Origin of the sequence: Nocardia sp. bgisy134, assembly GCF_965341865.1 — a bacterium.
GTDB lineage: Bacteria > Actinomycetota > Actinomycetes > Mycobacteriales > Mycobacteriaceae > Nocardia.
On the sequence record NZ_CBDQZP010000027.1, the window covers coordinates 1 to 25,265 of the forward strand.

Annotated in this window: 20 protein-coding genes; 8 read left to right on the forward strand and 12 right to left on the reverse strand. The window is 68.8% G+C overall.

Features of this window, described 5'->3' with window-relative positions; genetic code table 11:
• Nucleotides 1-185: 185 nt before the first annotated feature.
• On the reverse strand, nucleotides 186-614 hold the full coding sequence (locus ACRWNM_RS33165) for a DUF4189 domain-containing protein (protein WP_431972109.1): 429 nt from the start codon (nucleotides 612-614) through the stop codon (nucleotides 186-188).
• Between the two features lie 188 nt (nucleotides 615-802).
• Here ACRWNM_RS33165 and ACRWNM_RS33170 point away from each other — a divergent pair, with 188 nt between their 5' ends.
• Nucleotides 803-1,417 carry a hypothetical protein gene (locus tag ACRWNM_RS33170; protein ID WP_431972110.1) on the forward strand — a complete coding sequence of 205 codons (615 nt, stop codon included), beginning with the start codon at nucleotides 803-805 and terminating at the stop codon, nucleotides 1,415-1,417.
• A 41-nt stretch (nucleotides 1,418-1,458) separates the two neighbouring features.
• Here the strand turns inward: ACRWNM_RS33170 and ACRWNM_RS33175 are convergent, their stop codons facing one another.
• Genes ACRWNM_RS33175 through ACRWNM_RS33200 form a run of 6 tightly spaced genes read right to left on the reverse strand, consistent with a single transcriptional unit; the run spans nucleotide 1,459 to nucleotide 9,106 of the window.
• On the reverse strand, nucleotides 1,459-2,937 hold the full coding sequence (locus ACRWNM_RS33175; RefSeq protein WP_431972111.1) for a flavin-containing monooxygenase: 1,479 nt from the start codon (nucleotides 2,935-2,937) through the stop codon (nucleotides 1,459-1,461).
• A gap of 41 nt (nucleotides 2,938-2,978) precedes the next feature.
• A complete protein-coding gene (locus ACRWNM_RS33180; RefSeq protein ID WP_431972112.1) occupies nucleotides 2,979-4,385 on the reverse strand; it encodes a cytochrome P450 in 1,407 nt (468 codons plus the stop codon).
• Nucleotides 4,386-4,414: 29 nt separating this feature from the next.
• The gene (locus ACRWNM_RS33185; RefSeq protein ID WP_431972113.1) at nucleotides 4,415-5,443 is read right to left on the reverse strand and encodes an NAD-dependent epimerase/dehydratase family protein; all 1,029 of its coding nucleotides are present in this window, start codon (nucleotides 5,441-5,443) and stop codon (nucleotides 4,415-4,417) included.
• On the reverse strand, nucleotides 5,440-7,158 hold the full coding sequence (locus ACRWNM_RS33190; protein ID WP_431972114.1) for a fatty acid CoA ligase family protein: 1,719 nt from the start codon (nucleotides 7,156-7,158) through the stop codon (nucleotides 5,440-5,442). The genes ACRWNM_RS33185 and ACRWNM_RS33190 overlap by 4 nt, the downstream gene beginning before the upstream one ends.
• A complete protein-coding gene (locus tag ACRWNM_RS33195) occupies nucleotides 7,155-8,063 on the reverse strand; it encodes a hypothetical protein (protein WP_431972115.1) in 909 nt (302 codons plus the stop codon). Before ACRWNM_RS33195 ends, ACRWNM_RS33190 begins: the two co-directional genes overlap by 4 nt.
• Nucleotides 8,064-8,068: 5 nt before the next feature.
• Complete coding sequence (locus tag ACRWNM_RS33200) at nucleotides 8,069-9,106, reverse strand: 3-oxoacyl-ACP synthase III family protein (RefSeq protein WP_431972116.1); 1,038 nt, start codon at nucleotides 9,104-9,106, stop codon at nucleotides 8,069-8,071.
• 281 nt (nucleotides 9,107-9,387) lie between these two features.
• Between ACRWNM_RS33200 and ACRWNM_RS33205 the strand changes: the two genes are divergently transcribed.
• The 4 genes from ACRWNM_RS33205 to ACRWNM_RS33220 are packed head-to-tail and all read left to right on the forward strand — an operon-like array spanning nucleotide 9,388 to nucleotide 15,275.
• Nucleotides 9,388-10,767, forward strand: coding sequence for a cytochrome P450 (locus ACRWNM_RS33205; RefSeq protein ID WP_431972117.1), 1,380 nt, complete (start codon nucleotides 9,388-9,390; stop codon nucleotides 10,765-10,767).
• An 8-nt stretch (nucleotides 10,768-10,775) separates the two neighbouring features.
• Nucleotides 10,776-12,164, forward strand: a complete 1,389-nt coding sequence (locus ACRWNM_RS33210) for a wax ester/triacylglycerol synthase family O-acyltransferase (protein WP_431972118.1) — start codon at nucleotides 10,776-10,778, stop codon at nucleotides 12,162-12,164.
• A gap of 1 nt (nucleotide 12,165) precedes the next feature.
• Nucleotides 12,166-14,091: an asparagine synthase (glutamine-hydrolyzing) gene (gene asnB / locus ACRWNM_RS33215; RefSeq protein WP_431972119.1), complete on the forward strand. Its 1,926-nt coding sequence runs from the start codon at nucleotides 12,166-12,168 to the stop codon at nucleotides 14,089-14,091.
• Complete coding sequence (locus tag ACRWNM_RS33220; RefSeq protein ID WP_431972120.1) at nucleotides 14,088-15,275, forward strand: cytochrome P450; 1,188 nt, start codon at nucleotides 14,088-14,090, stop codon at nucleotides 15,273-15,275. Before asnB ends, ACRWNM_RS33220 begins: the two co-directional genes overlap by 4 nt.
• Here ACRWNM_RS33220 and ACRWNM_RS33225 read toward each other — a convergent pair.
• Nucleotides 15,245-17,416: an MMPL family transporter gene (locus ACRWNM_RS33225; RefSeq protein WP_431972121.1), complete on the reverse strand. Its 2,172-nt coding sequence runs from the start codon at nucleotides 17,414-17,416 to the stop codon at nucleotides 15,245-15,247. The two genes, ACRWNM_RS33220 and ACRWNM_RS33225, sit on opposite strands and share 31 nt — an antisense overlap.
• A 506-nt stretch (nucleotides 17,417-17,922) precedes the next feature.
• Between ACRWNM_RS33225 and ACRWNM_RS33230 the strand changes: the two genes are divergently transcribed.
• The 3 genes from ACRWNM_RS33230 (at nucleotide 17,923) to ACRWNM_RS33240 (ending at nucleotide 21,490) form a co-directional block, all read left to right on the forward strand.
• Complete coding sequence (locus ACRWNM_RS33230) at nucleotides 17,923-19,962, forward strand: CocE/NonD family hydrolase (protein WP_431972122.1); 2,040 nt, start codon at nucleotides 17,923-17,925, stop codon at nucleotides 19,960-19,962.
• Between the two features lie 79 nt (nucleotides 19,963-20,041).
• Nucleotides 20,042-20,686, forward strand: a complete 645-nt coding sequence (locus ACRWNM_RS33235) for a TetR/AcrR family transcriptional regulator (RefSeq protein ID WP_431972123.1) — start codon at nucleotides 20,042-20,044, stop codon at nucleotides 20,684-20,686.
• A 132-nt stretch (nucleotides 20,687-20,818) separates the two neighbouring features.
• Nucleotides 20,819-21,490, forward strand: a complete 672-nt coding sequence (locus ACRWNM_RS33240; RefSeq protein ID WP_431972125.1) for a hypothetical protein — start codon at nucleotides 20,819-20,821, stop codon at nucleotides 21,488-21,490.
• A gap of 261 nt (nucleotides 21,491-21,751) precedes the next feature.
• On the opposite strand, the gene ACRWNM_RS33245 is transcribed toward ACRWNM_RS33240, so the two are convergent.
• From ACRWNM_RS33245 to ACRWNM_RS33260, 4 genes are all read right to left on the reverse strand, one after another.
• Complete coding sequence (locus tag ACRWNM_RS33245; protein WP_431972126.1) at nucleotides 21,752-22,516, reverse strand: ESX secretion-associated protein EspG; 765 nt, start codon at nucleotides 22,514-22,516, stop codon at nucleotides 21,752-21,754.
• A gap of 257 nt (nucleotides 22,517-22,773) precedes the next feature.
• A complete protein-coding gene (locus ACRWNM_RS33250) occupies nucleotides 22,774-23,934 on the reverse strand; it encodes a WXG100 family type VII secretion target (RefSeq protein WP_431972127.1) in 1,161 nt (386 codons plus the stop codon).
• Nucleotides 23,931-24,404, reverse strand: a complete 474-nt coding sequence (locus ACRWNM_RS33255) for a hypothetical protein (RefSeq protein WP_431972128.1) — start codon at nucleotides 24,402-24,404, stop codon at nucleotides 23,931-23,933. Before ACRWNM_RS33255 ends, ACRWNM_RS33250 begins: the two co-directional genes overlap by 4 nt.
• Before the next feature lie 36 nt (nucleotides 24,405-24,440).
• A complete protein-coding gene (locus ACRWNM_RS33260; protein WP_431972129.1) occupies nucleotides 24,441-25,034 on the reverse strand; it encodes a DUF3558 domain-containing protein in 594 nt (197 codons plus the stop codon).
• Nucleotides 25,035-25,265: the final 231 nt, after the last annotated feature.

Here is a 25,265-nt window from a genome sequence, read left to right on the forward strand (position 1 = left end):
GGCCCGCCCGACAGACATCCGCGTGCCCGCACGGATTTACCGGGCGGTGTCCGGAAACGGTCGGATTCCGATACCACCGCCCTTGTGAATGTGTCAGGGCGCCAGCCCGACAACGGCCACTACAGCCGATCGGACCGACGCCCCACCCTTGGAACCGCTGACGCCGAGGCGCTGGTTCCGGTGCGTCACTCCACGCTCGGAGTGCAAGCGACGTAACTGATCGCCGCGGGCAGCGGAACGATACTGGCGCCGACCGCGTTGGACAACGCCAGCGCGTTCTGAATGGCCGCTTCACGATTCGGCCCCTCGGCCCACTGGTAGTCCACACCGCGCGTTGCGGCCGCCACGCACGCGTTGCTCCAGGTGACCAGATCGCAGACCGCGTCCGGGTTGCCCGACTCCGAGCCGCATCTGGCCGCCGCGGCCTGCCTGGCAACCTCGGGCGTCGCGGCGTGGGATCCGTAGAAGTACGTCACACCCAACGGATTCGGAGCCTTCTCGACAGCGATCGCCCCGAATTGATCTCCCGCGGCATGCGCCGTCCCCGCACCGACGACAGTGAGCGACGCGGCCCCGGCGACCAGGGCGATGGTGAGCTTTCGAGCCAGAGACATGGCAGTATCCCCCTCCCCAATGGGTGTCCGACTTCGGTAGATCGACACACCGAACTCCCCGCCAGGGAAAGTAGGCGAACCCAATGGGAATGTCAAAGGTACGCTCTACGGCACCCTGAGCCGCTGCGCCGGAAAGAGCTCACTTCCCGGACGAGGCGGACGGTCGACGCTATCGAGATGGGAATTCCATGCGACGAACGATATCGGCTCTGCTTGTCCTCGCGATGACGTTCACCGCCGGATGGGGCGTTGCCGCCGCCGATCCGGCCAAGCAGGCGCCGCAGCCCCCGGCAGCCGAAACCCACACTCCCGCAACGGAAAACCCGCCCGCGCTCGCCGCTCATCCGCCCCTTCCGCTGCCCGCACCCACGCCCGCGAGAGCGGACGTCGCGCTTCTCACGCTCACGACGATGCCCGCGGGCTGGCAGGACCGGATGGATCTGCGGCCCGTCCTCGAGGTCTACGCAGACGGCCACGCCGTCCGCAAACCGGATGCCGTCGCGCCCGAACGGGATCGGAACACCCCGCCGCGCGAGGTGAGCGGCGCGGTCCGCAGGGAGGTCATCGATACCGCCCTCGCCGAGCTCACCGCGCTGTCCACCCTCGACCTCGGCGTGCCCGGCTCCGGCGACGGCGGCAGTCAGATCGTCGACGTGATGCCCGAACCGCCGGGCCAGAACCTGCACGTGATCGTGTACGCGCCCGACGCGACCGACGGCCTGTCCACCGAACAGCAGAACGCGCGCAAGCGCTTCGCCGACGTCTACCGCAGCCTGCTCGACGCCTTCGTCGCCGACCGCTGACGGGCCCGTCGCCGTGCGCCGTCGGATTCGTTTCCGGACGATCAGCCGGCGGCGGCCGAGCGGCGGTCCCAATCCTCGGGGTGGATGTGGCGGCGGTCGCGGCGAACGCTGCGAGTGCCGCCCGGCCAGGTGAGGGTATTGGTGCCGGTGGCAGTGACGAAGTAGCTGGTGCAGCCACCGGTGGTCCAGACGCGGTCGGCGAGAACCCGGCGACAGCGGGCGACGAAGCGGCGCTGGGCGGTGTCCGTGGGTGTGTAGCGGGTGACGGCGCGATCACGCATGTGGGCGATGATCCGGGCGATGAGGCGAGTGGTGGGTTCGATGGCCTGGAACTGGGAGGTGTGCGGGAGCGCGGTATTGGGACCGGTGACGCAGAACAGGTTCGGCAGGCCCGCGAAGGCGATGCCGCGATAGGCGGTGAAACCGTTGCGCTCGTAACTGTCCCGTAGCGAGAAGGCGGGTGTGCGGAAATCGGGGAAGCGCGGGATCGAGTCCTGGACGTGGTAACCGGTCGCCCACACGATCGCGTCGACCTCGTGGACGACACCGTCGGCGGTGCGCACACCGGCCGGGGTGAGGTCGACGATCTTCTCCGTCACCAGGTCGACGTTGTCCCGGGCGAAGGCCGCGTAGTACTCGTCGGACACCATCGGCCGCTTGCACCCGAAGCGGTAGTCCGGTCGCAGCGCCTCGCGCGTGCGCGGATCGGGCACCTGGTTGCGCAGCGCACGCAAGCAGATCTGCTCGTAGACCGGCAGCAACCGAGGATGGAACTCGGCCAGATGCACCAACTCCAGCAGCGAGAACACGGTGCAGCGTAGGGCGAGTCGCGCGGGCGGGAACTTGCGCAGCACCGTCCGCACCGGTCCGGGGATCGCCCGGTCCCCGCGCGGCAGCACCCACGCCGGACTGCGCTGGAACGACACCACGTGCGCGCCTTGTCGAGCCAGCGCGGGCACGATCTGCACGGCGCTCGCGCCCGATCCGACGACGGCGATCCGCTTCCCTTCCGGCTGGAAGCCGATATCCCATGAGCCGGAGTGCATCTGGACGCCGGGGAACACGTCTCGGCCGGGGATGTCCGGGACGAACGGCACGTGCAACGAGAAGTACCCCATGACGACGGCACGCGCGCTGACGATGCGTCCGTCGGCCAGCCGCACGGACCACCGGTGCGTGGTCTCGTCGAACTCGGCCTCGACGACCTCACTGTTCAGCCGCACGTGGCTCCGCAGCTCGAACGCGTCGACCACGGATTCGGTGTAGGCGCGCAGCTCCGGTTGGGTGGCGAACAGTCGCGACCAGTCACCGGGGAAGAACGAGTACGAGTACAGCACCGACGGCACGTCGACGGCGCATCCCGGATACACGTTGTCACGCCACGTGCCGCCGACCGCGTCCGCGCGTTCGAGAACGACGAAATCGTCTATGCCGGAACGCTTCAGGTTGATCGCCACGCCGAGCCCGCTGAACCCGGAGCCGATCACCGCGACTTCACACCGTTCGGTGATCAGGGACATCGCCTCTCCTCGCACGGAACTGTGATCGGTACTGGCATCGGTCATCTCGCGATACCCGCGTCGGTGTCGCCGGATGTCCTCGCTTCGACACGCATGGGCAGGCTTTCGGGATGCACCAGCGCGCCTATGACGGTCTCGCGCGCCGTGAACCCCGGCTCCAGCCGGAGCCGCCAGCGCCCGCACAAGGTGGCGATCTGCAACGCCACCTGGGTCAGCGCGAACACGTTGCCGGGGCACTGCCGCGCGCCCATGCCGAACGGGATGTGCGCACCGCGCGACATCCCCTCCGTCGCCTCGGGCAGCCAGCGATCGGGGTCGAACCGGTCGGGGTCGGCGTGCACCTGCGGGTCGCGATGCACCGCGATCGGGCAGACGAACAGCATTGCTCCCTCGGGCAGCGCGTGCCCGCCCAACTGGTAGTCCGCGGGCACGTGCCGCACGGTGAGCCACGGCGAGTAGCGACGCAGCGTCTCCAGCACGAGCCGCTTGGTCAGGTCCAGCCGCGGCAGGTCGGTGAATTCGGCGGGCCGCCCGCCGAGCACCTCGTCCAGTTCGGCGTGCAGGGCGTGCTCCACCTCCGGGTTGCGCGCCAGCTCGTAGAGCAGCCAGGTGGCGGTCATGCCGATGGCCTCGGTGCCGCCGACCAGGAAGTTGACCAGTTCGTCGTGCACGTGCTTGTCGGTCAGCGGCGCGCCGTCCTCGTCGCGGGCCCGGATCAACGTGTCGAGCAGGTCGCCGTGGTCGAGTGCCGGGTCGGCGGCCAGGTCGGCGCGGTAGGCCGCGATGATGTCGGCGGTGGCGTCCTTGAGCTGATCGACCAGTGCGAGGAAGCGGCGATTGCCCGGTGTCGGCAGCCGGTCCAGCCAGGCGGGCCGGGTGACGCGGCGCGCAAGCAGCGTCATCACCTCGGGCAACAGCCGGTGGACGCGCCGCGCGGTGACCTCGCCGAGTTCGCCGGAGAACAGCGCGCCTGCGACGGTGCGCAGCGCCAGGTCGTGCATCTCCTCGTTGACGGCGAGCGTCGCGCCATCACGCCACTGATCGGCCCGCGCCTGCCCCATCGCCGTCATCACGGTGGCGTACTGGGCGATGCGCGCCTTCGCGAACGCGGGGGCGATGAGCCTGCGCGAACGACGATGTGTCGCGCCGGAGACGACGGTGACCCCCGCGCCGAGCAGCAATTCGGCGCGCTCGATCATCGAGCCCTGATCCGACAGCCCGGTGAAGGCCTCCCTGATCAGCTCCGGTTCGGTGACGACATACGTTTCGTAGCCGGGGATTCCGATGCGCACCACGGGTCCGTGCACCGACAGGGTGGACAGGAACCGGTGCGGTGTGCGACCGAACCGGTGCCAGTGCCCGAGGAACGGCAGCGCGCCTGGCGCGGTGGGAACCGTGGACGGGACGCCGGTGCGGCGGCCACGGACGGTGGCCAGCAGTGATGTCACGAGACAACCTCCGATTCGGCGCGATTCGTTCAGCCGCGGGCCAGGACGGCGTCGACGCCGCCTACCGAGCGCACCCACTCGACGTAGCGCGCCAGGCCTTCCGCGCGGGAGACGGTCGGGTTGTAGTCGAAATCCTTACGGGCGGCGGAGGTGTCGTAGGTGCTGGAGACGGTCAACGCTGCCGTCGTCCAACTCGACAGCGGGGGCGCCCACCGTTCCTTGACGGCGGGAATACGCCAGATGGTGTCGAAGACGGCGATCGCCGCGTCCAGCACGGGTGCAGGCACGGTGCGGGTCGGCGGGGTCAGGTCGAGCGCGACAGCCAGGTCGCGGACGAACTCCCACAGGTCGATGTCCTCGGGATCGGCCAGGAAATACGCGTTTCCGGCGACCTCGGGGGAACGGGCGGCCTGCAGACACGCGGCGGCCGCGTGCTCGCAGTAGGTGATCGACGCCATGACCCGGCGTCCGCCCGAAAGGTCGGGCAGCCGACCGCTTTTCAGCTTGCGCAGCAGCAGGCTCATCCACCCGGCCGAGCGCGGGCCCCAGATCATCCTCGGACGCAGCGCGCACGTGGTGAAGCCGGGCGAGTCGGCCGCGAGGACGTACTGTTCGGCCACCACCTTCGTCGCGACATAGAGGCTCTTGGGCGCGTCGACATAGGGCTCCGACTCGTCGATGCCGAAGCGGTCCGTCTCGTAGGAGGTGGCGACCGAGGGGCTGCTGACGTACACGAACCGCGATACTCCCGCATCGCGAGCGGCCGCGATCAGGTTCCGGGTGCCCTCCACGTTCGCTTGCCAGAACTGTTCCCGCGCACCGACTTCCGACACCAGGCCAGCGCTGTGATAGACGACGTCCACGCCGTGGCAGGCCGCCCGCAGCGAGTCCACGTCGCCGAGATCGCCCACGGCGGTCTCGAGTCCGGGGACGCCGGACACGTAGCCGAGGTCGCTGCCCACGCGGACCAGCGCCCGCACCTCGTCGCCCGCGCCGGTGGCGGCATCGACGAGGTGGCTGCCGAGGAATCCGGTGGCGCCGGTGACGAGAACCTTCATCGGTCCGTTCCTTCCTTCGTTCGCGGGAATCCGAGCTGATCCGAGGCCCATCGCGCAAGCCGCTCCCGCCCGATCTTCGCGTTGTGCCGGATGTCGACGGGAAAGTCGCTGTGCGGCAGGAAGGTCCGGATGCGCTCGGTCGCCTGATTGCTCTGTGCGATGGCCCACAGTTCACGCCGCACACGGGTGAGTTCGGCGGGCGTGAGATCCGTGGCGGGCTCGAAGCACAGCACCGGGATCTGCTCGGCCGGGGCGCCGACGCCGACCAGTGCGCTCCTGGCGACGTCCGGATGGGTGTTGAAGATCTGCTCGCACCGCACCGTGTACATGTCACCGCCCGCAGCCCGGACACGCTGGGAGAGCCTCCCGCAGAACCACAGTCGGCCCGATTCGTCCACGCGCGCCAGGTCGCCCGTGCGGTGCCAGCGCCGGACGCCGCCGTCGGGCAGCCGCTCGTCGATCTTGTGCCGCTTGTCGGCGGCGGCATTGCGGTGATAGGCGCTGCTGACCTGCGGTCCGCTCGCGACGATCTCGCCGATCTGCCCGGCGGGCAGCACCAGGTTCTCCTCCCAGTCGGCGATGGGCTCGTCGGTGGCGCCGATGATCCGGATCAGGGTCGCGCCGCCGCTCTCCGGCAGCGGGCGGCCGACGCACACGCCCGCGCCCTCGGCGGTCGCGGCGCGCGTCTCGACCAGCTCGGACCATTCCAAGGTGGTCAGCGGCAGCGCCTCGGTGGCGCCGTAGGTGGTGAACACCCTGGCTTCGACGCCGAGGGCGGCCCGGATACGTTCCAACGCGACCAGATTCGCCGGTGCGCCCATGGAGATGACCCGGGCGATGTCGGGCAACGACTCGCCGGTTTCGGCGAAATGCTCACCGAGCCGGGTCAGCAGGGCGGGCGAGGCGGTGAGGTCGGTGGCGCCGAAGGACCGCGCCACCTCGGTGAGCAGCGCGGGATTCGCCTTCGACACCCGTACCGGGTCGACCGGGCCGAGCACCACGTGCGCGCCCTGCAACAGATCGAAGAGCCCGAACAGGGGCACCGAGGTGAGCGAAACGAATCCCGTTGGGCGATTGTGCAGTTCGGCGACGACGTCGAGGGCGGCGGCGAAGCCCGACCTGGTGAACTCGACACCCTTGGCCGGTCCTGTGCTGCCGGTGGTGAAGGCGATCATGAACAGGTCGTCCGGAGCATGTTCGGCCGCAGGGATTTCCGGCTCGCCGCGCAGATCGGGCAGGCTGTGACCGCCCCAGTACGACCGCCCCGCCGTGACATGCACGCGGATCGAGCCGAAGGTGCGCCGCGCGGCCAGTCGCACCAGGTGCGCTTCGGGGATCCCGATGAACGCCTCCGCGCCGACGCTGTGGAAGCAGTGCAGCATGCGGCGCACACCCATGCCGGGATCCACCACGACCGGCACCGCGCCGACCCGGAACAGCGCGAACAACACCGCGAACAGGTCCGGATCGGGCCGCACGAGCACGATGGTCTTGACGCCCTCGGTGATACCGATCCTGGCGAAGCCCGCCGCGTACGAGCGGACGCGGCGGCCGAGCTCGGCGTAGGTCATGTCCGCGAACCGCAGGTCGGCGCCGCGCTCGGCCTTCGCCGCGTCCGAGCGGGTCGGGTAGCTGAGGGCGGGCCTGTCGGCCCCTTCCGCGATCCGGCGCTCGAGCAGGGCGTTCGGGTCCTCGTATCCGACGGCGCGCGTCACTCGGCACCGCCGGCGGGCACCCGGTAACCGACACAGCCCGCGGTCGGCCCCGACCCTCCCGCGACGAGCAGCAGCCGGTCACCCTGGCCGACGACGCCGGAGCGGATCAGCTGGTGGTAGGCGATGATGAGACCGGAGCTCCCGGCGTTCTTCGCTCCGGCGTCGGCCTGGTGGTGACGCGCGAAGCCGAAATCGGCGGCCAGCGTCGCCGCGAAGTCCGGCGCGGGATCGTTGGTGACGAGGACCGTCGAATCCGGTTCCAGATCAGGATGATTCGCGAGATAGTTCCGCACCGCCGTGCGCGCGACACCGGTGACCTGCTCGGCGAAATCGCCGGCGACGTCGACGGTGATCGTGCGCGCGCCGTCGTGGCCCATCGCCTTCAGATCGAGGTACCCCGCCACGCCGGGGTGTGCGCCGTCCGGACGCGGCGCGGGCTGCAAGTGCACCGCGCCGAAGCCGCTCGCGTCGTCGATGCCGTTCGTCACCAGGAACGCACCGCCCACGGTGGCATAGGGGAAGTCGGCGGCGTCCGCCCGGCCGCCGGGGTGGGCGTCACTGCCGACGATGAGGACGTGCTCGGCGGTGCCGTTGGCCAGCAACGCATTCGCGGCCTGGAGTGCGTTCAGCACGCCGCAGGAGCTGTTGCGCAGGTCGAGGGAGAACCCGGGCCGGGACGAGCCGGATTCGTAGTCGAGATGCATGCCGAGCTCGCGTTGGATCAGCGCGGCGTTGGACGGCTCCACGATGTTGGCGTCGCGGTACACGCCCACGTTCACCAGCACGTCCACGTCCGCCGCCGACAGGCCCGCCCCAGCCAGGCACTCCCGCGCCGCCGCGACCGCGTGGCCGATCGAGCCGAGCGCCGGATCGTCGCTCACCGCCGAATTCCGCAGAATGGTCACCACGTTCACTTCACCAACTCACCGATGGTCGCCGACAGGACGCCGAACACCATTCCCGACGCCGTCGGCACGAAACAGATCTTCGAACCCGGTTCGATCAGGCCGCGGGACAGATAGTCGTGCAGCACCAGGAAATGTGTACTCGCGCCGGTATTTCCGTACTTTTCGACGCACGCGAGCCGAGGCGGCATCGGTACGTCGTGGATCTTGCTGCCCGACTCCGCCAGTTTCTCGGTGAACCCGACGCCGAGCTGATGGAAAATGATGTAGTCGAAGCCTTCGGCGGCGAAGGTCGTGCCTTTCTTGGCCAATACGTCACGATGGAATTTCGCCCATGTTTCGCGCCTCGGCGCCGCCTGCATGGTGAGGTTGTCGGTCAACATGATCATGTTCTCGGTGGCGTCGCTGGGTTTCGCGATACACAGGCCGGAGTATTCCGCGCAGGTGATCATGTCGATGTAGTGGACGGCATCGTCGTCGTCGACGGCGCGGTCGAGCACCACCGCGACGGCCGCGTCGGCCAGGGTCAGCGCCGCGAACTGGGGATCGCGGGCGTCCACCGCCTCGGCCAGCGCGCCCTCGGTGACCGGCGAGATGACCTCAGGAGTCACCACCATGCCGGTCCGGACGACCCCGGCCCGAATCAGGTTGTCCAGCAGGTAGACGCCAGTCATGGTGCCGCCGCACGCGTTGGCGACGTCATAGCCGGTGGCGTTGACCGCGCCGATGCGGCGGGCGATCTCCCCCGCGGCGGACGGCTCGAACACCATGCGGAACCCGTCGTGCACGGTGGTGCCGCCGCAGATGATCACATCCAGATCGGCGGGGTCGTACCCGGAGCCGGCCAGGCAGTCGAGTGCCGCGGCGACACCCAATGTCAGGGTGTCCTCCTCGGTGCGGTCGACCATATGCCGGTGTGCGATACCGGTAATGCGTTCGACGTCGAACTCGCCGCCGCTCGACATGCGGTCGAGCACTTCGTTCGTGGTGAATTCTCCGGAAGGGAGAGCGGCCCCGAGCGCGCGTATTCGAGAGCGATTCATACGAGATTTCCTCCGAGGGCCGCGACTACCACAGAAATGGAGCGACACGGCGCCGATACAGCAGGGGGGCAACGGAAAACCCGGACTCGACCGGATGATTGTGACACTACGACCAGACCGCGACAGCGGTCCACTTCGGCCGCCGATCGGTGAGGGGGATCACCAATCGATGTGTGCGCGTTGCTACTTCGCGACAAATATTCGGCACGAAGCTGGTTTCCCGCGATGAATTACCGTCGCCGATTGCGCCGGGCCCTCGATTCGTGATTAGGCTCGGCCCGGTGTCCGCCCCGCTCCGCGCACCGATGTCGCTCCTCGATCTTCCCGGCCCGGACGGCTGGCCGGTGCTGGGCAACCTCCCGCAGCTCACCCCGACCCGGCTGCACCGGCAAGTGGACAGCTGGTGCGCGGAATACGGCCCCGTCTACCGGCTGAGCATGCCGGGCAGGCGACTGGTCGTGGTCGGCGATCCCGAACTGAGCAAGGAGATCCTGCGGCAGCGGCCGGGGACCTACCGGCGGCAGTCCTCGATCGAGTCGATCATGAGCGAGATGGGCTCCAACGGGCTGTTCTCCTCCGAGGGCGACGCGTGGCGGCGGCGCAGGCGGCTGGCCATGCCCGGTTTCAACGCCGCCCATCTCACGCGGTTCCACACCACGCTCGAGCAGATCACCGAGCGGCTCCGGCGGCGCTGGCTCGCGTCGGCACCCGAGGACGTGCGCGCCGACCTGACCCGCTACACCGTGGACGTGACCGCCAAGCTCACCTTCGATTACGACATCAACACCCTCGAGCAGTCCGGCGACGTCATCCAGCAGCACCTCGAGCACGTCTTCCCGATGCTCAACCGCCGCTTGAACATTCCGCTTCCCTACTGGCGCTGGGTCAAGCTGCCCGCCGATCACGCGCTGGACCGGGCACTGGAAGCGTTGCGCACCGAGGTGAACGCGGTCATCGCCCGTGCGCGCACGACCGCGCCGGAACAGCCGACGAACTTCATCGAGGCATTCCTGCTCGCCCACGATGGCGGCGAATCGTTCACCGACGACGAACTCTTCGCCGAGGCGCTGACGATCCTGATCGCCGGGCAGGACACCACGAGCAATGCCGCGGCGTGGCTGCTCTACCACCTGGCCTCCGAACCCGAAGCGCAGGAACGCATCCGAGAGGAAGTCGCGCGGATCCCGTCGGCGCTGGAGCGTCAGCCCTATCTGGAAGCCGTTGTCGCCGAGTCGATGCGGCTGCAACCCACCACTCCCCTGCTGCTCATGGAGGCGGTGCACGACACCGTGCTACGCGATATCGCGCTGCCCGCGGGCACGTGGGTGCTGGTCAACGTGCGGTATCCGGGTCTCCAGGAGGAATATTTCGCCGATCCGCAGCGGTTCGACCCCGAACGGTGGCTGCGCGACGCCGACAGCAGGGCGCACCGCCCCGACGTCGCGATCCCCTTCGGGTCGGGGCCGCGGTTCTGCCCGGGGCGCGGCCTGGCGATGCTGGAGGTCAAGAGCGTGGCCGCGATGGCCTGCCGCACTTTCGATTTCCGGCTCCCGGACGGTGTGCCGCCGCCCGACGACCGTTTCCATTTCGCCGTGATCCCGGTCGGCCTGCGGCTCGACCTCGCGCCACGACCGGCGGCCGACCGCGAATTCGAAGGATAGGAGCCGATATGGCGGTGAAGCGCTTGTCGGCGACCGACGCGACCTGGTTGTCGCTGGAGTCGCCGGAGATGCCGATGCATGTGGCGTTCCTGATGGAATTCCACTGTCCCGAAGGCGATGCCGAGAGTTTCGTCCGCCGCTGGCACGCGCGGCACGCCGCCCCTTTCACCGCTCCGGCGCCGTGGAATCTGCGGCCGGTGCGCGGCCGCCTCGGCCAATCCCTCGCCCTGGTGCGGGAAGTCGATGAGATAGACCCGGCCGACCACATCAGGACGTGGCGGCTGCCCGCGGGCACCGGCCGCGACGAACTGGTCGACCTTGTGACGCGCATCCACCGCGAGCAGTTGGACCTGGGCAAGCCGCCGTGGGAGCTGCATTTCGTGACGGGACAGTCCGAGGACCGGTTCGCCGTGGTGTTGAAGACGCATCACAGTCTGCTGGACGGCGTTTCGCTGGTGCGCGTCATCACCGGCGGTCTGTCCCCCGACGCGCGGGCGCGCGATCTGCCGCCCTTCTTCACGATCGGTCCCGAGACCGACCTCGCTCCGGCGCGAACGAGCCGGATCCGCGCGCTGCGCACGGCGGTGTACGGATTCTTCGCGATACTGTCCGGGATCGGCGGGGCGGCGCGAGATGCGCTGCGGCGCAAGAAGGGACAGTCGACCGCGCAGCAGACCTACCGGCAGCCGCCCTCCGTCCTCGACGGTCCGATCACCGGCGCGCGCGACCTCTCGCTGCGCCGCTATCGGCTCGACGAGATCAAACGACTGGCGCGCGCGGCGGACTGCACCGTCAACGATCTGGTGCTGTATCTGGTCGCCACGGCGTTGCGCGGCTACCTCGCCGATCACGCCGAACTGCCCGACCGTCCGCTCACCGCCGGTGTGCCGACCGATCTGCGCGACGGCGACCAGCGGGTGGGCACTCGCGCGGGGCTGATGTTCACGGCGCTGGCGACCGACGTCGAGGACCCGGTGCGGCGTCTCGCCGCCGTCAAGGACGCGATCGACGCCGCCAAGCGGCACATGGGCGCGATGTCGCCCGGCGCGGTCATCGGCTACGGCTTGGCGACCACCTTCCCGTGGGTCTTCGCGCTGCTGCTCGGCATCCGGTCGGCTCCGTCCTCGCACCCCATGGGGATCTCCAATATTCCGGGGCCACGGGAAACGCTGTTCTGGGAGGGCGCTCGCCTGGACGCGATGTATCCGATATCCCTTCTGATGCACGGCAATGCGCTGAACTTCACCTGCTTCGGCTACCGCGACGAGCTGTTCATCGGCGTGCTCGGCGCCGCCGGCAAACTGCCGCCGATCGAGCATCTGACGGCCGCGCTGGACGCCGCCGTCGCCGAACTGGACGGGTTGCTCGCGCCGCCTGCCGCGGTCGGCCAGGACTGACATGTGCGCCATCTGCGGCATCGTCGACGTCGAGGCGCCGGTCGACCCCGGCCCGCTCGCCGCGATGTGCGCCGTGCTGCGCCACCGCGGCCCCGACGACCACGCCACCTGGAACGACCGGCATGCCGCGCTGGGGTTCCAGCGCCTGTCCATCGTGGACGTGCGGCACGGCGCGCAGCCGACCGCCGACGAGAGCGGTTCGGTCCGTGCGCTGCTCAACGGCGAGATCTACAACCACAAGGCGTTGCGCCGCGACCTGGCGGCGCGTGGGCACCGGTTCCGCAGCGACAGCGACGCCGAAGTCGTCCCGCACCTGTACGAGGAGTACGGGGACGGGTTCGTCGAACACCTGGACGGCGATTTCGGCATCGCGATCTGGGATGCCACCCGGCGCCGTCTGACGCTGGCCCGCGACCGCGTCGGGGTCAAACCGCTCTTCTACCACGTGCGCGGCACTCGCCTGACGTTCGCGTCGGAGATCAAGGGCATCTTCGCCTCCCGCGCCTGCACACCCGAGATCGACCGGCAGGGGCTGAGCGACTGCCTGTTCTACGGGCACACGATCGCGCCGGGCACGTTCTGGCGGGACGTGCGCGACCTGGAACCCGGCACCGTCCTCACCGCGGACGCCGACGGCCTCCGGAGCCGACGGTATTTCCGCATCTTCCAGCGCGCGGACCCGGACGCGCCGCTGCTCACCGGGCGCGCGGCGATCGAGGCGTTCGGCGAGCGGTTCACCGCCGCGGTCGCCAAGCGCGTCCCCGACGAGGTGGACGCGGGCGTCGCGCTCAGCGGCGGGCTCGACTCGTCCGCCATCGCCGCCGTCGCCGCCCGGCGCTGCGACGCGCCGCTGACCACGCTCAGTGTGCGGCTGTCCGGCGCGATCCACGACGAGACCGAGATGTCGCGGCTGGTCGCCCGGTCGTTGCGGGTGCCGAACGCGGAAGCCGAGATCACCGGAGCCCGTGTCTGCGAGCTGCTGCCGAAGAGCATGTGGCACTTCGAGTCTCCGTTCTGGTACGGCGGCGTCGCCTCACCCTTCCTCGACCTGACCGCGCTCGCCCGAGACCGAGGACTCAAGGTGGCGATGAGCGGCGACGGCTCGGACGAACTGCTCGCCGGTTACGACTTCTATCGGTTGATGCGGCTGAGTTCGCGGTTGGAGGCCCTGCGGCTGGACGCGCTGCGACCGCTGGTGTGGCGGCAGGCGACGAAGTGGATCGGCGCACCGAGCGGCATCGACCGCCACATCGTCGAGATCTCCACGCAGCGTGGGCAATACACCGAACGGTACGGGCAGATGCCGCCGTGGATGTATCTGTGGAGCGCGCTGTCCGGTACGGCGCGGCCCGCCGTGCTCGCCGAGCTGCCCGAGCCATCGGCGCTGCCCCGCCCGCCGGAACACAGCGCGCTGCACCGGCAGATGCATTTCGAATTCCACACCCGCCTGCCGCACTGGGTGCTACCGATCTCCGACCGGCTCGGCATGGCGCACGGCATCGAGGTGCGGGTGCCGTTCCTCGACCGCGATGTCCTGGACGTCTGCGCCGAGCTCGACCCGCGCATGCTCATGCGCCTCGGCACCGAGAAGTACGTGCTCAAGCGGGCGGTGGCCGACGTGCTGCCCAAGCGGATCGTGCGGCGGCGCAAGAAACCCTTCATGACACCGGTCGGCCCGTGGTACCTCAGCGGGCCGGGCGCGGAGCTGGCCGCCGACCATCTCTCCCGTGCCGCCGCGCGACGCTACGGGCTGTTCGATCCCGAAGCGACGGAACGGATCTGGCGCACGGCCGTGGACCGGCCAGGCACCTGGGACGGCGTCACCGCCGAATGGGCGGCGATGGCGATCCTGTGCACCCACCTCGTGGTCGACCAGTTCAGCGCCGATCGCTTCACCGCCGACGCGATCGCGGGAGCCCGGACATGACCGTGACACGGCCGCGTGCCGCCGAATGGCACGAACTCGCACTGCACGCCGCCGCCCAGCCGGGCCTGGCGCTGCTCGCGCCGCTCGGGGCCGTCACCCGCCCCCTCCGCAGGGTGCCGAAATTCGGCTGGGTGGTGTCGGATCCGGAACTCGCGCGCCGCGTTCACCGCGACAGCGAGCATTTCAGCATCGCGACGGACGGCGCGTCGGGGCACTGGTGGTCACAGATGCTGGGCGACTTCGGCGCCGAACGATTCGAGGGTCCCGAGCATCAGCGGTTGCGCGCGGGGCTCGGGGATCTGTTCAGCAGGCCCGCGTCCGAACACCTGGTCGAGGAGTCGACGGGCGCGCAGCTCGAGCGGCTGCGCACCGATCTGGCCGCGGGGCGGACGGTCGACATCGCCGAGTTCGGTCGGGTGTTCACGGCGCGCACGATGGTCGACGTGGCCGGTCTGCCGCGCGAAACCGTTACCGACACACCGTATCTGGACCTCTTCGCGGCCATGGAACGGCTGGCCGATCTGGGCAAGGGCAACTGGGCGACGACCGTCGTCCCCTCGCGCAATCGACGCAAGGGCAACGAGCTGGCCGCACTGATCGGCGAGAACGTCGAGCACGTCTACGACACGGCCGACGCAGGCACCGTCATCGGACGCTGCCGCGACACAGGGTTGACGCTCGAGCAGACCCGGGGATTCACCGTGCTGCTCGTGGTGGCCGGGACCGTCACCCTCGCGAGCACCATCGGGCGGCTGGTCGCGTTGCTGCACGACACCGGCGACCAGCATCGGCTGCTGGCCGACGCGGGCCGGATCCCCGACGCGATCCGGGAGGGGCTGCGGGTGACGAGCTCGATGCCGGTCGTCGGGCGGGGCGTCGTCGGCGACGTCGAACTCGGCGGCAGGCAGTTGCGCGCAGGCGACCGCGTCAAGGTGATGACCTGGTACATCGACAATTCCGTCGGCCGGTTCGACCTCGATCTGGGTTATGTGCCGCAGACGCGGCAGCTGTGGTTCGGCGGCGGCAAGCACTTCTGCCTCGGCGCGGCGCTCACTCACGTGCAGCTGACGCGCTTCCTGGAGACGCTGCTCGCGGCGGGCCGCCCGTGGGAGATCACCCGCCGCCGCTACCGGTTCAATGCGTTCGTCCCGCTCTACCGCAGGCTCGACATCCGCTTGCGCTGACGCGGGGCGGGCAACCACCAGTTCCAGCGGCCGAGCAGCCGCAGGGTCGCCGGTACCAGCACCAGTCGCACGACGACCACATCGAGCAGGACCGCGACGGCCAGCGCGAAGCCGAGCTGCTTCAGCTCCAGGGTGCTCGCGGTGAGGAAGCAGGCGAACACCACCACCATGATCGCGGCGGCGACCGCGACGGGTTTGGCGGTGGCGCCGATCCCGTCGACGACCGCGTCCTGGTTGGCGGCGGCCGGGTCGGTCGCGGCGCGCGGCGCAGTCGAGTCCCAGTTCTCCCTGATCCGGCGGATGACGAACACCTCGTAGTCCATCGAGAGGCCGAACAGGATCACGAACACGATCAGCGGCATCACGACCTGGAGGAATCCCGGACTCTCGAAGCCGAAAAGCGCTTCGCCCCAGCCCCATTGGAACACCGCGACCGTGATGCCGAGCGCGGCCGCCGTAGCGAGCAGGTTGACCGCGACCGCCTTGACCGGCACGGCGACGCTGCGGAAGACCGCCACCAGCAGAGCGAGCGCGCACAGCACCGTGATCGCCACGACGAGCAGGTAGGCGCCGCGAACCGCGTCGCTGATCTCGAGCAGACCGGCGGGCGCGCCACCCGCGGTGATCCGCAGGTTCGGGGCCGACGCGGCCAGCGTGCGCGCCCGCGCGTCGAGTTCGGCGACCAGATCCGAGCCCGCGGCCGAGTCGATCTGCGTGCGGGTCACGACGGTCAGGTGGACGCGGCCGTCCGACTGCCGCGCCAGCACGGCGGCGACGCGGGGATCGGCGCGCAGCTCGTCGGCGAAGCCTTGCACGGTGCTCGCCGCCTCGGGGTCCAGCGGACCGCGGTCGGGCCCCGTGGCGACGAACTCCATCGGCGAGAGCATGCCGGGCGGGAACTTCTCCGCGACGGTGTGCGCCGCGACACCGGAGGGGTACTCGGTCAGCGATGAGATGCCGAGGTCGAATCCGGTGCGCAGGCCGGTCAGCGGCAGCGAAGCCACGACCAGCAAGCCCGCGGCGGCCAGGCCGAATACGACGGGCCTGCGCATCACCCGGCGCGCCCACCGGCGGGCGGCGTCGCTGTCGTCGGAGTCGACGCTCCGGCCGCGCACGCGCCAGCGATTCACGGCCGGGCCGAGCTCGGTGAGGACGGCGGGCAGCAGGGTCACGGCGGCCAGCATCGCCGCCGCCACGGATACGCCGACGCCGAGCACGATGCCGCGAAAAACCCCGGCGGGCACCACGAGCAGCGACGCCAGCGACACGATCACGACCGAGCCGGAGGCCAGGACCATGCCGCCCGTGGTGGCCATGGTCGCGGTGACGGCGGCGCGGATCGCGTCGGTGTCGGCGCGCGAGGTCACTGCGCGCGCCGAGAGCTGCTCGCGGAACCTGCTCACCACGAACAGGGCGTAGTCGATGCCCACGCCGAGACCGATCATGCTTGCGATGGACAGCATCAGGGGGTCGACGGAGGTCACGGTGCTGGCGAGCAGCAGCACGCCGGTGCACGTCAGCAGCCCGGCTACGGCCATGAGGATCGGTAGCAACGCCGCGGACACCGCGCCGAGCGCCAGGGTCAGCAGCACGAAAGCCACCGGAACGCCGAGGGATTCGGCGCGGCGCGCATCGGCCTGTTCGGCGATGATCACATCGTTCTGGATCGCGGTGTAGCCGGTGAGGTCGACGCGGACCACGTCGCGGCCGGGCAGCGCGGACAGCGCGTCCTGCACGTCGCCGGAGACGTCGACACGGTGCGACTGGTCGCCCTCGATGGCGACGACGGCAAGGGCGGTGCGGTGGTCGTCCGAGACCAGTTGTCGCGCACCGAGATCGCCAGGTGCCGCGAGCACCGTCACGCCCCCGACCGATTCGACGGCGTGCCGGGCCCGCTCGATCTGGACGCGGTATTCGGGGGCGTCCACGACCGCGGTGCCGGAATCGAACACCAGCAGCGCCTGTTCGGCCCGCAGGCCGGGAAAATGCGCGGCGATCAGACGTTGCACCGCCACCGATTCGGCGCGGTCCACGGTGAGATCCGGTGCCTGCAGGCGTAATTCGAGCAGTGGGTAGCCCGCGGCACACAAAATGAGCACGATCGACCAGACCGCGATCACCACGCGCGGACGGGTCGTCACGCGACGTGTCCAGTGCGACAGTGGATCGCGTCGCACGGGCTCCGAATCGGAAGCGGCGGGCAACTCTTCGGCAGCGCCGAGGCTCATCGGCGGGCACATCCCTCGAGCCTGATCGTGCCCGCCGCGAGACACCCCAGGTCCGAAACGCCTACCACCGCACCGCGTCCTTCCCCGGCCCACGAGATCACCCCCGGAGCGGGGGCCGGTGAATCACCGTACGCAGCGCGGCGGCGGGGTGTCACTGCATCGTCGGGAGAACATTCGCGCCAGATCTTGTTCGGGAAGACGAACGTCGCAGCAAACCGACGGCGATCGCGCACCAGCATCGATGATGTTGCCGCGCTGCATGTTTCACCCAGCGATTCCAGAACCGGGGCGGCCCTGCGTCCCGGAATGCGCGGCGCGATGTGAGCCCGGTCATGGTGGCGCGGAATCGTGGCGTGCGTTACCTTTACCTCACTTATGGGAACGAAGTAGTTCCTCTTTGCGGGAGGGTTTGGCAAGGCATGATCAGACGTCGGGGTCCGATCGCTGTGGCAGCCGCAGCGCTGTCCGCGTTTCTCGTGATAACAGGTGGAGTGGTGTCCGCGCCCTCGGCCGAGTCGACGCCGGCGAGCGCCGGGCTCGACGCCGAGTTCATCGCCACACACAATGCGCCGCCGCAATATCCGCACGTCTTCATCGAATGGGATGTGCCGATCACCATGAGCGACGGCACGGTGTTGAAGGCGAACGTCTACCGTCCCGCCGATGCGACGGGTCAGCCGATCCAGGAGCCGACACCGACCGTCGTCAACCTGACGCCCTACACGAAACTCGTTGCGAACCTGGCGGATTCCGCGCTGGCGATTCCCGGGCTCGCGGACCCGTTGATGCATGTGCTGCGCAATCTGGATTTCTCGGCGTTCGGGATGAGCGGGCTCAGCGATCTGATGCGGGCGCTGCCCGGCGGCGCGGCGCGGACCTTCGGCGTGGATCGCAAGCTGATCCAGAGCGGATACACGCAGGTCGTCGTCGACGTGCGCGGAACCGGTTTCTCCCAAGGCCTTTGGCAGGTCTTCGGCGATCGCGAACAGCAGGACGGCGCCGAGGTCGTGGACTGGGCGGCGAACCAGCCGTGGTCCAACGGACGGATCGGCATGAGCGGAATCTCCTATTCCGCCGTCAACCAACTGCAGACCGCCGAGCGCAGACCCGCCGCACTGCAGGCGATCTTCCCGATCGTCCCCGGCAGCGACCTCATTCGCGACGTCGCGGCGCCCGGCGGCGCGCTCGGCATCGGTTTCATCCCCGAGTGGCTGCTTGCGGTCAATGCCACGAAGTTGCTTCCCGACGTGGTCTCGGTGCTGACCGGCAGATTCGACTGGACCTGGCTGGCCGACCGCATCCGCGACCCGTTCACCTTCTTCAACACCGTCATCGCGGCGCTGGTCACGCCGAACATCGACCAGATCCCACCGGACATGATGGCGGTGCTCGACGACGAGAGCCCGCTGCGGACCGCGTGGGTCGGGCATCCGGAGCGGATCCAGACGCCGACCTTCATCTACGGCGGCTGGCACGACATCTTCACCTATTCCTCGCCCCGGGTGTACAACGCCATCGATGTCGCGGACAGCCAGAAGAAGCTGGTGATGGGCGACACCTACCACGTCACCACCGGCGCGGGCATGGGCGACCCCGGCGCGCCGCCGTCCCTGGACGTCCTGCAGCGCGCGTGGTTCGACAAGTGGCTCAAGGGAATCGACAACGGCATCGACGGCTACGACCAGGTGACGTCGTGGCAGCAGGGCGGCGGTTGGAGCGACAGCCCGTCCTTCCCGCGCCCCGGGATGGAGTACCGGCGGCTGTACCTGAACGCGGTCCCGTCGGGCACCGCGCCGACCGCCGCGGGCGACGGCTCGCTGAGTATGGCGCCGGGCGGCCCCGCACGACTGACGATCGCACCCGGCCTGTCCACCTTGTGCTCGCGCGATGCCGCGCAGGGCACGGCGGGCATCGTCTCGGCACTGGACATCTGCGCCGAAGACGCGCGGATCAGCGAGATGAACGCGCTGACCTTCACGACGGCGCCGGTGAACCGGCCGACCCAGATCTCCGGTCCGCTCGCCGTCCACCTGAACACCGTCCTCGACGCCACGGACGGCTACTGGACGGTGACCGTGAATGACGTAGCGCCGGACGGGCGTTCCACCGTGTGGACGACCGGCCAGCGCACCGCCTCGCTGCGCGCGGTGAACGAGGCCGCCTCCACCCGCTCCCCCAACGGCGACTACACCGATCCCTACCCGATCTTGACCCTGGCGAGCCGCGAACCTGTCGTCCCCGGCCAGCCGACCGTGCTCGATATCGGGCTCTTCGCCACCGACGGCATGCTACAGCCAGGGCATCGGCTTCGCATCGACGTCTTCGCGAGCAACTTCCCCAGCAGCATCCCGCTGCGCCCGCTGCTGAACGAAAGCGGACTCAGGCCACAGCATCTCGTCCTGGACCCAGATCAGCCCAGCTGGGTGAACATCCCGGTCGAGGGCGATCCCGGCTGGTGAGCGGAGTGTGACCGCCCTCCGGCGAGCACTCCGATCGGCGTGGTTTGTCTCGCACGGAAGGCGATGCCACCATGGTGGCGTGACCGTTTCCGGCCTCGGCGCCCCGGGCCGCAAATACCGGGGCGCCGGGCCCGAACAGCGTCAGCAGCAACGTCGCGCCAGGCTCGTCGACGCGGCGATCGAGGAATTCGGCACGCGGGGCTATCGCAACACCACCATCGACGCCGTCTGTGCGCGCGCCGGCGTCGGCAAACGCTACTTCTACGAATCATTCGACGGCAGCGAGAGTTTGCTGCTCGCCGCGTACTCCGTCGCCACCGACCGGCTGCGCCGGTCCATCGTCGACGGAGCCGCCGCGTGCCCCGGCACCGTCGACACCGCCGTGCGCGGCGCGATGACCGGCTTCTTCCGCGGCATCGCCGAAGACCCGAGGATCGCGCGGATCGAGTTCTTCGAAATACTCGGCGTCAGCCCGGCCGTCGACGCGGACTACCGCGCGGTGACCGGATCTTTCGTCGACACCTTGCTGGAGCTGGTCACCCCGCTGACCGACATCGAATCCGTGCCGCGCCCGCGCCTGCGTACCATCGCCACCGGCCTGGTCGGCGCCGTGCTCATGATTGCCCAGCAATGGGTCCTCGGCGACTGTCGCCAACCCCTCGACGATGTCGTGGACAGCGCCCACACGGTGGTGACCTCGGTGCTGGAGGGATTGGGCCGGTAGTCGGACCGGCTGTGCGAGCATGGCCGCCGCTGCCCTCGGTTTCGAACTCCACGCACCAGCCCGCCACCCCGACCCGGCTGCGAACACGTCCGATGAACCGTCCCGCGACGGGACTTCTGGAATGATCTGCCCATGGCCGAAGCACGCGGTGAGGTCGAGTCCATCCCACTGCGGACGCCGCGCTCCGCGGCGGTCGCCGGCATCGCCTTTGCCGCGCTTTTCGCGACTGTCATCGTGCTGGTGGGGACCGCCCTGCCGCCTACACCGTCCACCGCATCTCCCCGGGTCGTAGACGACGGGAGGATCGGTGCGGCATTCTTCCTCGCACCTTTCGCGAGCATCGCGTTCCTGTGGTTCATCGGCGTTGTTCGAGACCGTCTCGGCAGGTTCGAGGACCGGTTCTTCTCGACGGTGCTGCTGGGCAGCGGGATCCTGTTTCTCGCCTTCACATCCGTTTCGACGGCGATCGCCGGAGGCCTTCTGGCCGTCTCGCAACGCTCGGATCTCGACGTGAACGGAATCCTCTTCTTCGGACGTGAGGTGGTCCTGGGCATCAACCACGTCTACGCGGTGCGGATGGCGGCGGTCTTCATGATCACCCTCGCCACCATTTTCCTGCGTACCCGGATCATGCCGCGCTGGCTGCCCCTCCTCACCTATCCGCTGGCGCTGCTCTTGCTGATCGTCTTCAGTCTCAATCTCTGGGTGGCGCTGGTCTTTCCCTCGTGGGTGCTGGTGGTCAGCGTGACGATCCTGATCGGCAATCGACCGAAATCACGCCCCGCACTCGACGAGCTGCCGTGACACCGTGGATATTCTTCGGATGGATTGTCGCGGCTTGACCTAGCGGCGTGGGCGCGGTGGCAGGATGCCGCCGACGCGCATCGTGGGCACTGGACCGGCTGCGCGTTACCGGGCTGCCGCTGCGCACACCATTGCCGCGCACTGTCATGGACCGACGCACACCTCGCCGCCGGTCCGGAACACATCGCGGACAGGCGGTCACGGCAAGCGCGGGGTGCGCGAAGAACACCGTCGCACCGAACGATCGCCGGTAACGCGGTATCAGTCGTCGTCGCGGAGGTGGTCAAGCGCTCGGCTGATCCAGGTGGCGAACTGGGTGGTCAGTTCGGCGGGGACGGTGGGGCGGACGGTGATGTGGGCGCCGCGGAGCTCGGTGTAGCGGCCGTCGCCGGAGATGTCGTGCCATTGCAGGACATTGCGGGGTTTGGCGGGGGTGTGCAGGGAGCCGGTGAGCAGGACTGCGGAGCCGCCGCCGTCGGCGGGGCGGCCCAGGAGGCGCTGGTAGCGCTCGCGCGGGGTGTTGCGGGCGTTGTCCTGGAGGTAGCTGTCGCGGCGGGGACTGAGTTCATCCGGGTGGAAGGTAGCGGGTTTCTCGGCGCCGGGTGCGCAGCCGGGAATCGACTTCGCCAAACGGGCGGGCAGTTGGTCGGCGTCGAAGGCGCGCAGGCGGATCGGGCCGTGCTCGCTGTCGGTGCCGTACTGGGTCAACGTGACGGCGCGATGACCGGCGCGTGCGCCGAGGATCCGGTACTCGCGCAGGTCATCGCGGCCGGTGCTGGCGCGATGTTTGCAACTGCCGCCGAGGATTTCGATGCGGAACTCGGAATCACCCAGCGTGTGCAGGGCGGCGCGGATCTCGTCGAGTTCGTCGGCGGAGTAGCGCCGCCGGACCGCGTCGCGGTGCGCGGCGAACTCGTCGCGGAAGGCGAACTGGCTAAGGTGGCGCAGCGGGCTTGGGATCCGATCATGCGCGTCACCCAGCCAGAGCGCCGCGAAATCGTCTGTTTCCCAGGCCCATTCAGCCATTTACTATCCTCATCTCCCGATCCGGCACCCAAAGCCCCGCACGCCTGCTGGTCACGCGAAGCTCAGCACCGAGCCCAGCAAGCGGAGCTTGCCACGGCGCGCCTGGCACGTGCCGCCCAGCGAACGGGGGCTCGGCACGTAGCGTGCTGACACGTGCGGCTCAGCATTGAACATCGTGCAATACCGTTCCACCCGATGCACCGCCCGTCTCGGCCCGCACGCCCCCTATGGCGAAGCATGCGGACCGCCGGTCGGTATCAGTCGTTTTCACCACCGATGACGCCGCCCGGGATCGTCCTCGGGACCTCGCCGAGCAATTCGTCGGTGTTCTCCTGCGTGACAAGATATTCCGGCAGCTTGTGCTCCTCGTCGTCCTTGCCGCCGCCGCGCGCGCCCGGCGCGGCCATGCCCGGCATACCGGCCATGCCGCGCGTGGACGGGTTGCCCGCCGCCGCCAAACCGCCCACCGGGCTTTGCGTGCCGGGCGCCGTCGGCACGCCCTGGACACTGCGGCCCATGCCCGGTGGTGTCGGGACGCCCGGGGTGCCGGGTCCCGGGCCGCCGGGCGAGCCTGGGCCGGAGGGGACGCCGCTCGGTACCGTGCGGTTCGGGTCGGTCGGGTTGACTCCGGCCGGGGTTGTCGACGTCGGAGTCTGGGTGGCGGGTGTGGTCGTCGTGCTGGTCGGGTTCGTCGAGGTGTCGTCGGTGGTCGTGTCCTCGGGGGTCTCCCCTTCCGCCGGCTCCGCGCCCGGAGTGTCGGGTATACCGTCGCCGTCGGTGTCGCCCGGCACGCCGGAACCAAGGCCGGGGCCGGGGCCGGGGCCGCCAGGGCCTGGTCCGGGGCCGTTCGGGTAGCCACCAGGTGGTGGGGCCGAAATGTCCAGCGAGGAGGTGGGACTCACGGGCGTGGGCAGCACCGGAATCTTGCCGTCGATGTCGGCGAACGGTTTGACGTAGTGCGTCTCCATCGCCACTTGCGCAGCCTGTTCCTCCTGCGACTGTTCTCGCTGGAGTTCCCACCGATTCGGAGGCCACAGCCAAGATGTCCAGGTGACCACGACGGGGTCGGGAAGGGCCTTCTTGGTGTTGACGATCGCATCGGCGGCATCACGCACCCGGGTGTACATCTCCGCGAGTACGGGCGTCAGCTCGTCCGCTTTCTTCGTGTATTCCTGGATCCGCGTCTTCGCCATCTCGGCTGTCGGGCCGGACCAAGCCTGCGACATCGAAGTTCGAATCGAGCGTTCGAAAGTCCGTAGACCCTGATCCCACAGATTGCGCACTTGCCAGTACTGCTGGGCCTGGTTCACCGCATTGGTCACATCCAACGGACTGAAGGCGTCGTTGATGTCGGGATGCTTCCAGCCCTGCGGATGTTCGCCGCCGATGGGGATGCGCGTGCCCTCGTAGCCGCTCATTTGGCCGTCCCATCCGGCAGAATGAAGGGACCGAGCACTTGCCCCTCCGGAGGACGCTCCGGCAAGGTCTCGTTCAATCGATTGAACTCCGCGGCAAAGTCACTGTCCGCCTGCATCATCCGCTCGCGCACCAGTCGGTGCACCTCCTGAATGTCCTCCACGATGCGGTAATGCTGCTCCATGATCTTCCACACGGAATTGCCATCCTCGGCGCCATTCGCCTTTGTCTTGAAGCGGTTGACGAGTGTCCCGCCGGACACCAACTTGTCGTTGCCGTCGCCCAGACCCCAATTCGGTTGACGTGATACCGCGTCCATGATGCCCTGAATCTGCTGGATTGCCAGTTTGAAGTACTCGCAGTCACGTTCGATGTAGACGAACTCGTCGGGCTTCAAGACAACCGAGAGGTTGCCTTCGCGCGCCGCGTTGATCATGTTTGCCATCGGCCTTGGCGCTTGATTCTCAGTCATGTATCCCCCGATTGTGTTGAGTTGCGGTTTGCATATTCAGGCTCCCGCGGGCAACGTCGGCACAACTTTCTCGGCCAGCGCTTGAGTGAGACTACATGTATCCAGATGGCCGGTATTCTTTCGCGATGGCGGATTGCTCAGATTGAATTCGAGGCTGCCCCCACGCATCTCGACGTTCAACGTGCACGCGGCCTCGGGATGGTCATCGACTTGGCGGGTCGATATCGCGCGGCGACCGCCGATCGTGAACTCCCGTGCATCACGGAAGTTCTTTCCCTTCACCATGTCAACGGTGATATTCGTAGTTTGGATGCTCGCCCCATAGCCATCAGACTGAACCCACTGGCAGCCTCGCCATTTGATTCCACCGGACGCATCCGAGTCGGCGGGAATCTTCATCCGCAGCTTCTCCGAGTCCAGCACATTCTGCGGAATGTCATCACACGGCTTGAACCCGGACGGCACGTCCGCCGCGACTCCCGTCCCAGCGTTGGTCGTGGCGGTGGAACTACCAGACGGCGTCGCATCCCCGCCCACCGACGACCCACACCCCACCAGCACGAACGCGGCTCCGAGAGCGAGAACGCCCACCCGCCACGCATTCGACTTGCTCGTCATCGGCACCTTCACCGCCGGACCCTCGGCATCACGGGGTAGACCGGCTTCTCCGCCCCCAGCCAACTGCGGGTGAGACTACCATCGGCGCGCGAACACTCGCGAGATGCGGAAGCGCCTTTCTGCCCAGCCCGCATGGCTCGCGCCCGATCGCAACGCGGCGAGCCAACTGGAACCAAATCGACGGGAATCCTTGGAACCTCGGCGAATTCCGCCGGTTCCACCACCTCGAACATTCCCGCCGCG

Excerpts from the sequence above, each read along its gene's own strand:
- asnB (WP_431972119.1), top strand. The coding sequence starts at position 12,166 with ATGTGCGCCATCTGCGGCATCGTCGACGTCGAGGCGCCGGTCGACCCC.
- ACRWNM_RS33230 (WP_431972122.1), top strand. The coding sequence starts at position 17,923 with ATGATCAGACGTCGGGGTCCGATCGCTGTGGCAGCCGCAGCGCTGTCC.
- ACRWNM_RS33255 (WP_431972128.1), bottom strand. The coding sequence starts at position 24,404 with ATGACTGAGAATCAAGCGCCAAGGCCGATGGCAAACATGATCAACGCG.
- ACRWNM_RS33240 (WP_431972125.1), top strand. The coding sequence starts at position 20,819 with ATGGCCGAAGCACGCGGTGAGGTCGAGTCCATCCCACTGCGGACGCCG.
- ACRWNM_RS33170 (WP_431972110.1), top strand. The coding sequence starts at position 803 with ATGCGACGAACGATATCGGCTCTGCTTGTCCTCGCGATGACGTTCACC.
- ACRWNM_RS33185 (WP_431972113.1), bottom strand. The coding sequence starts at position 5,443 with ATGAAGGTTCTCGTCACCGGCGCCACCGGATTCCTCGGCAGCCACCTC.
- ACRWNM_RS33210 (WP_431972118.1), top strand. The coding sequence starts at position 10,776 with ATGGCGGTGAAGCGCTTGTCGGCGACCGACGCGACCTGGTTGTCGCTG.
- ACRWNM_RS33250 (WP_431972127.1), bottom strand. The coding sequence starts at position 23,934 with ATGAGCGGCTACGAGGGCACGCGCATCCCCATCGGCGGCGAACATCCG.
- ACRWNM_RS33245 (WP_431972126.1), bottom strand. The coding sequence starts at position 22,516 with ATGGCTGAATGGGCCTGGGAAACAGACGATTTCGCGGCGCTCTGGCTG.
- ACRWNM_RS33165 (WP_431972109.1), bottom strand. The coding sequence starts at position 614 with ATGTCTCTGGCTCGAAAGCTCACCATCGCCCTGGTCGCCGGGGCCGCG.
- ACRWNM_RS33200 (WP_431972116.1), bottom strand. The coding sequence starts at position 9,106 with ATGAATCGCTCTCGAATACGCGCGCTCGGGGCCGCTCTCCCTTCCGGA.
- ACRWNM_RS33175 (WP_431972111.1), bottom strand. The coding sequence starts at position 2,937 with ATGTCCCTGATCACCGAACGGTGTGAAGTCGCGGTGATCGGCTCCGGG.
- ACRWNM_RS33220 (WP_431972120.1), top strand. The coding sequence starts at position 14,088 with ATGACCGTGACACGGCCGCGTGCCGCCGAATGGCACGAACTCGCACTG.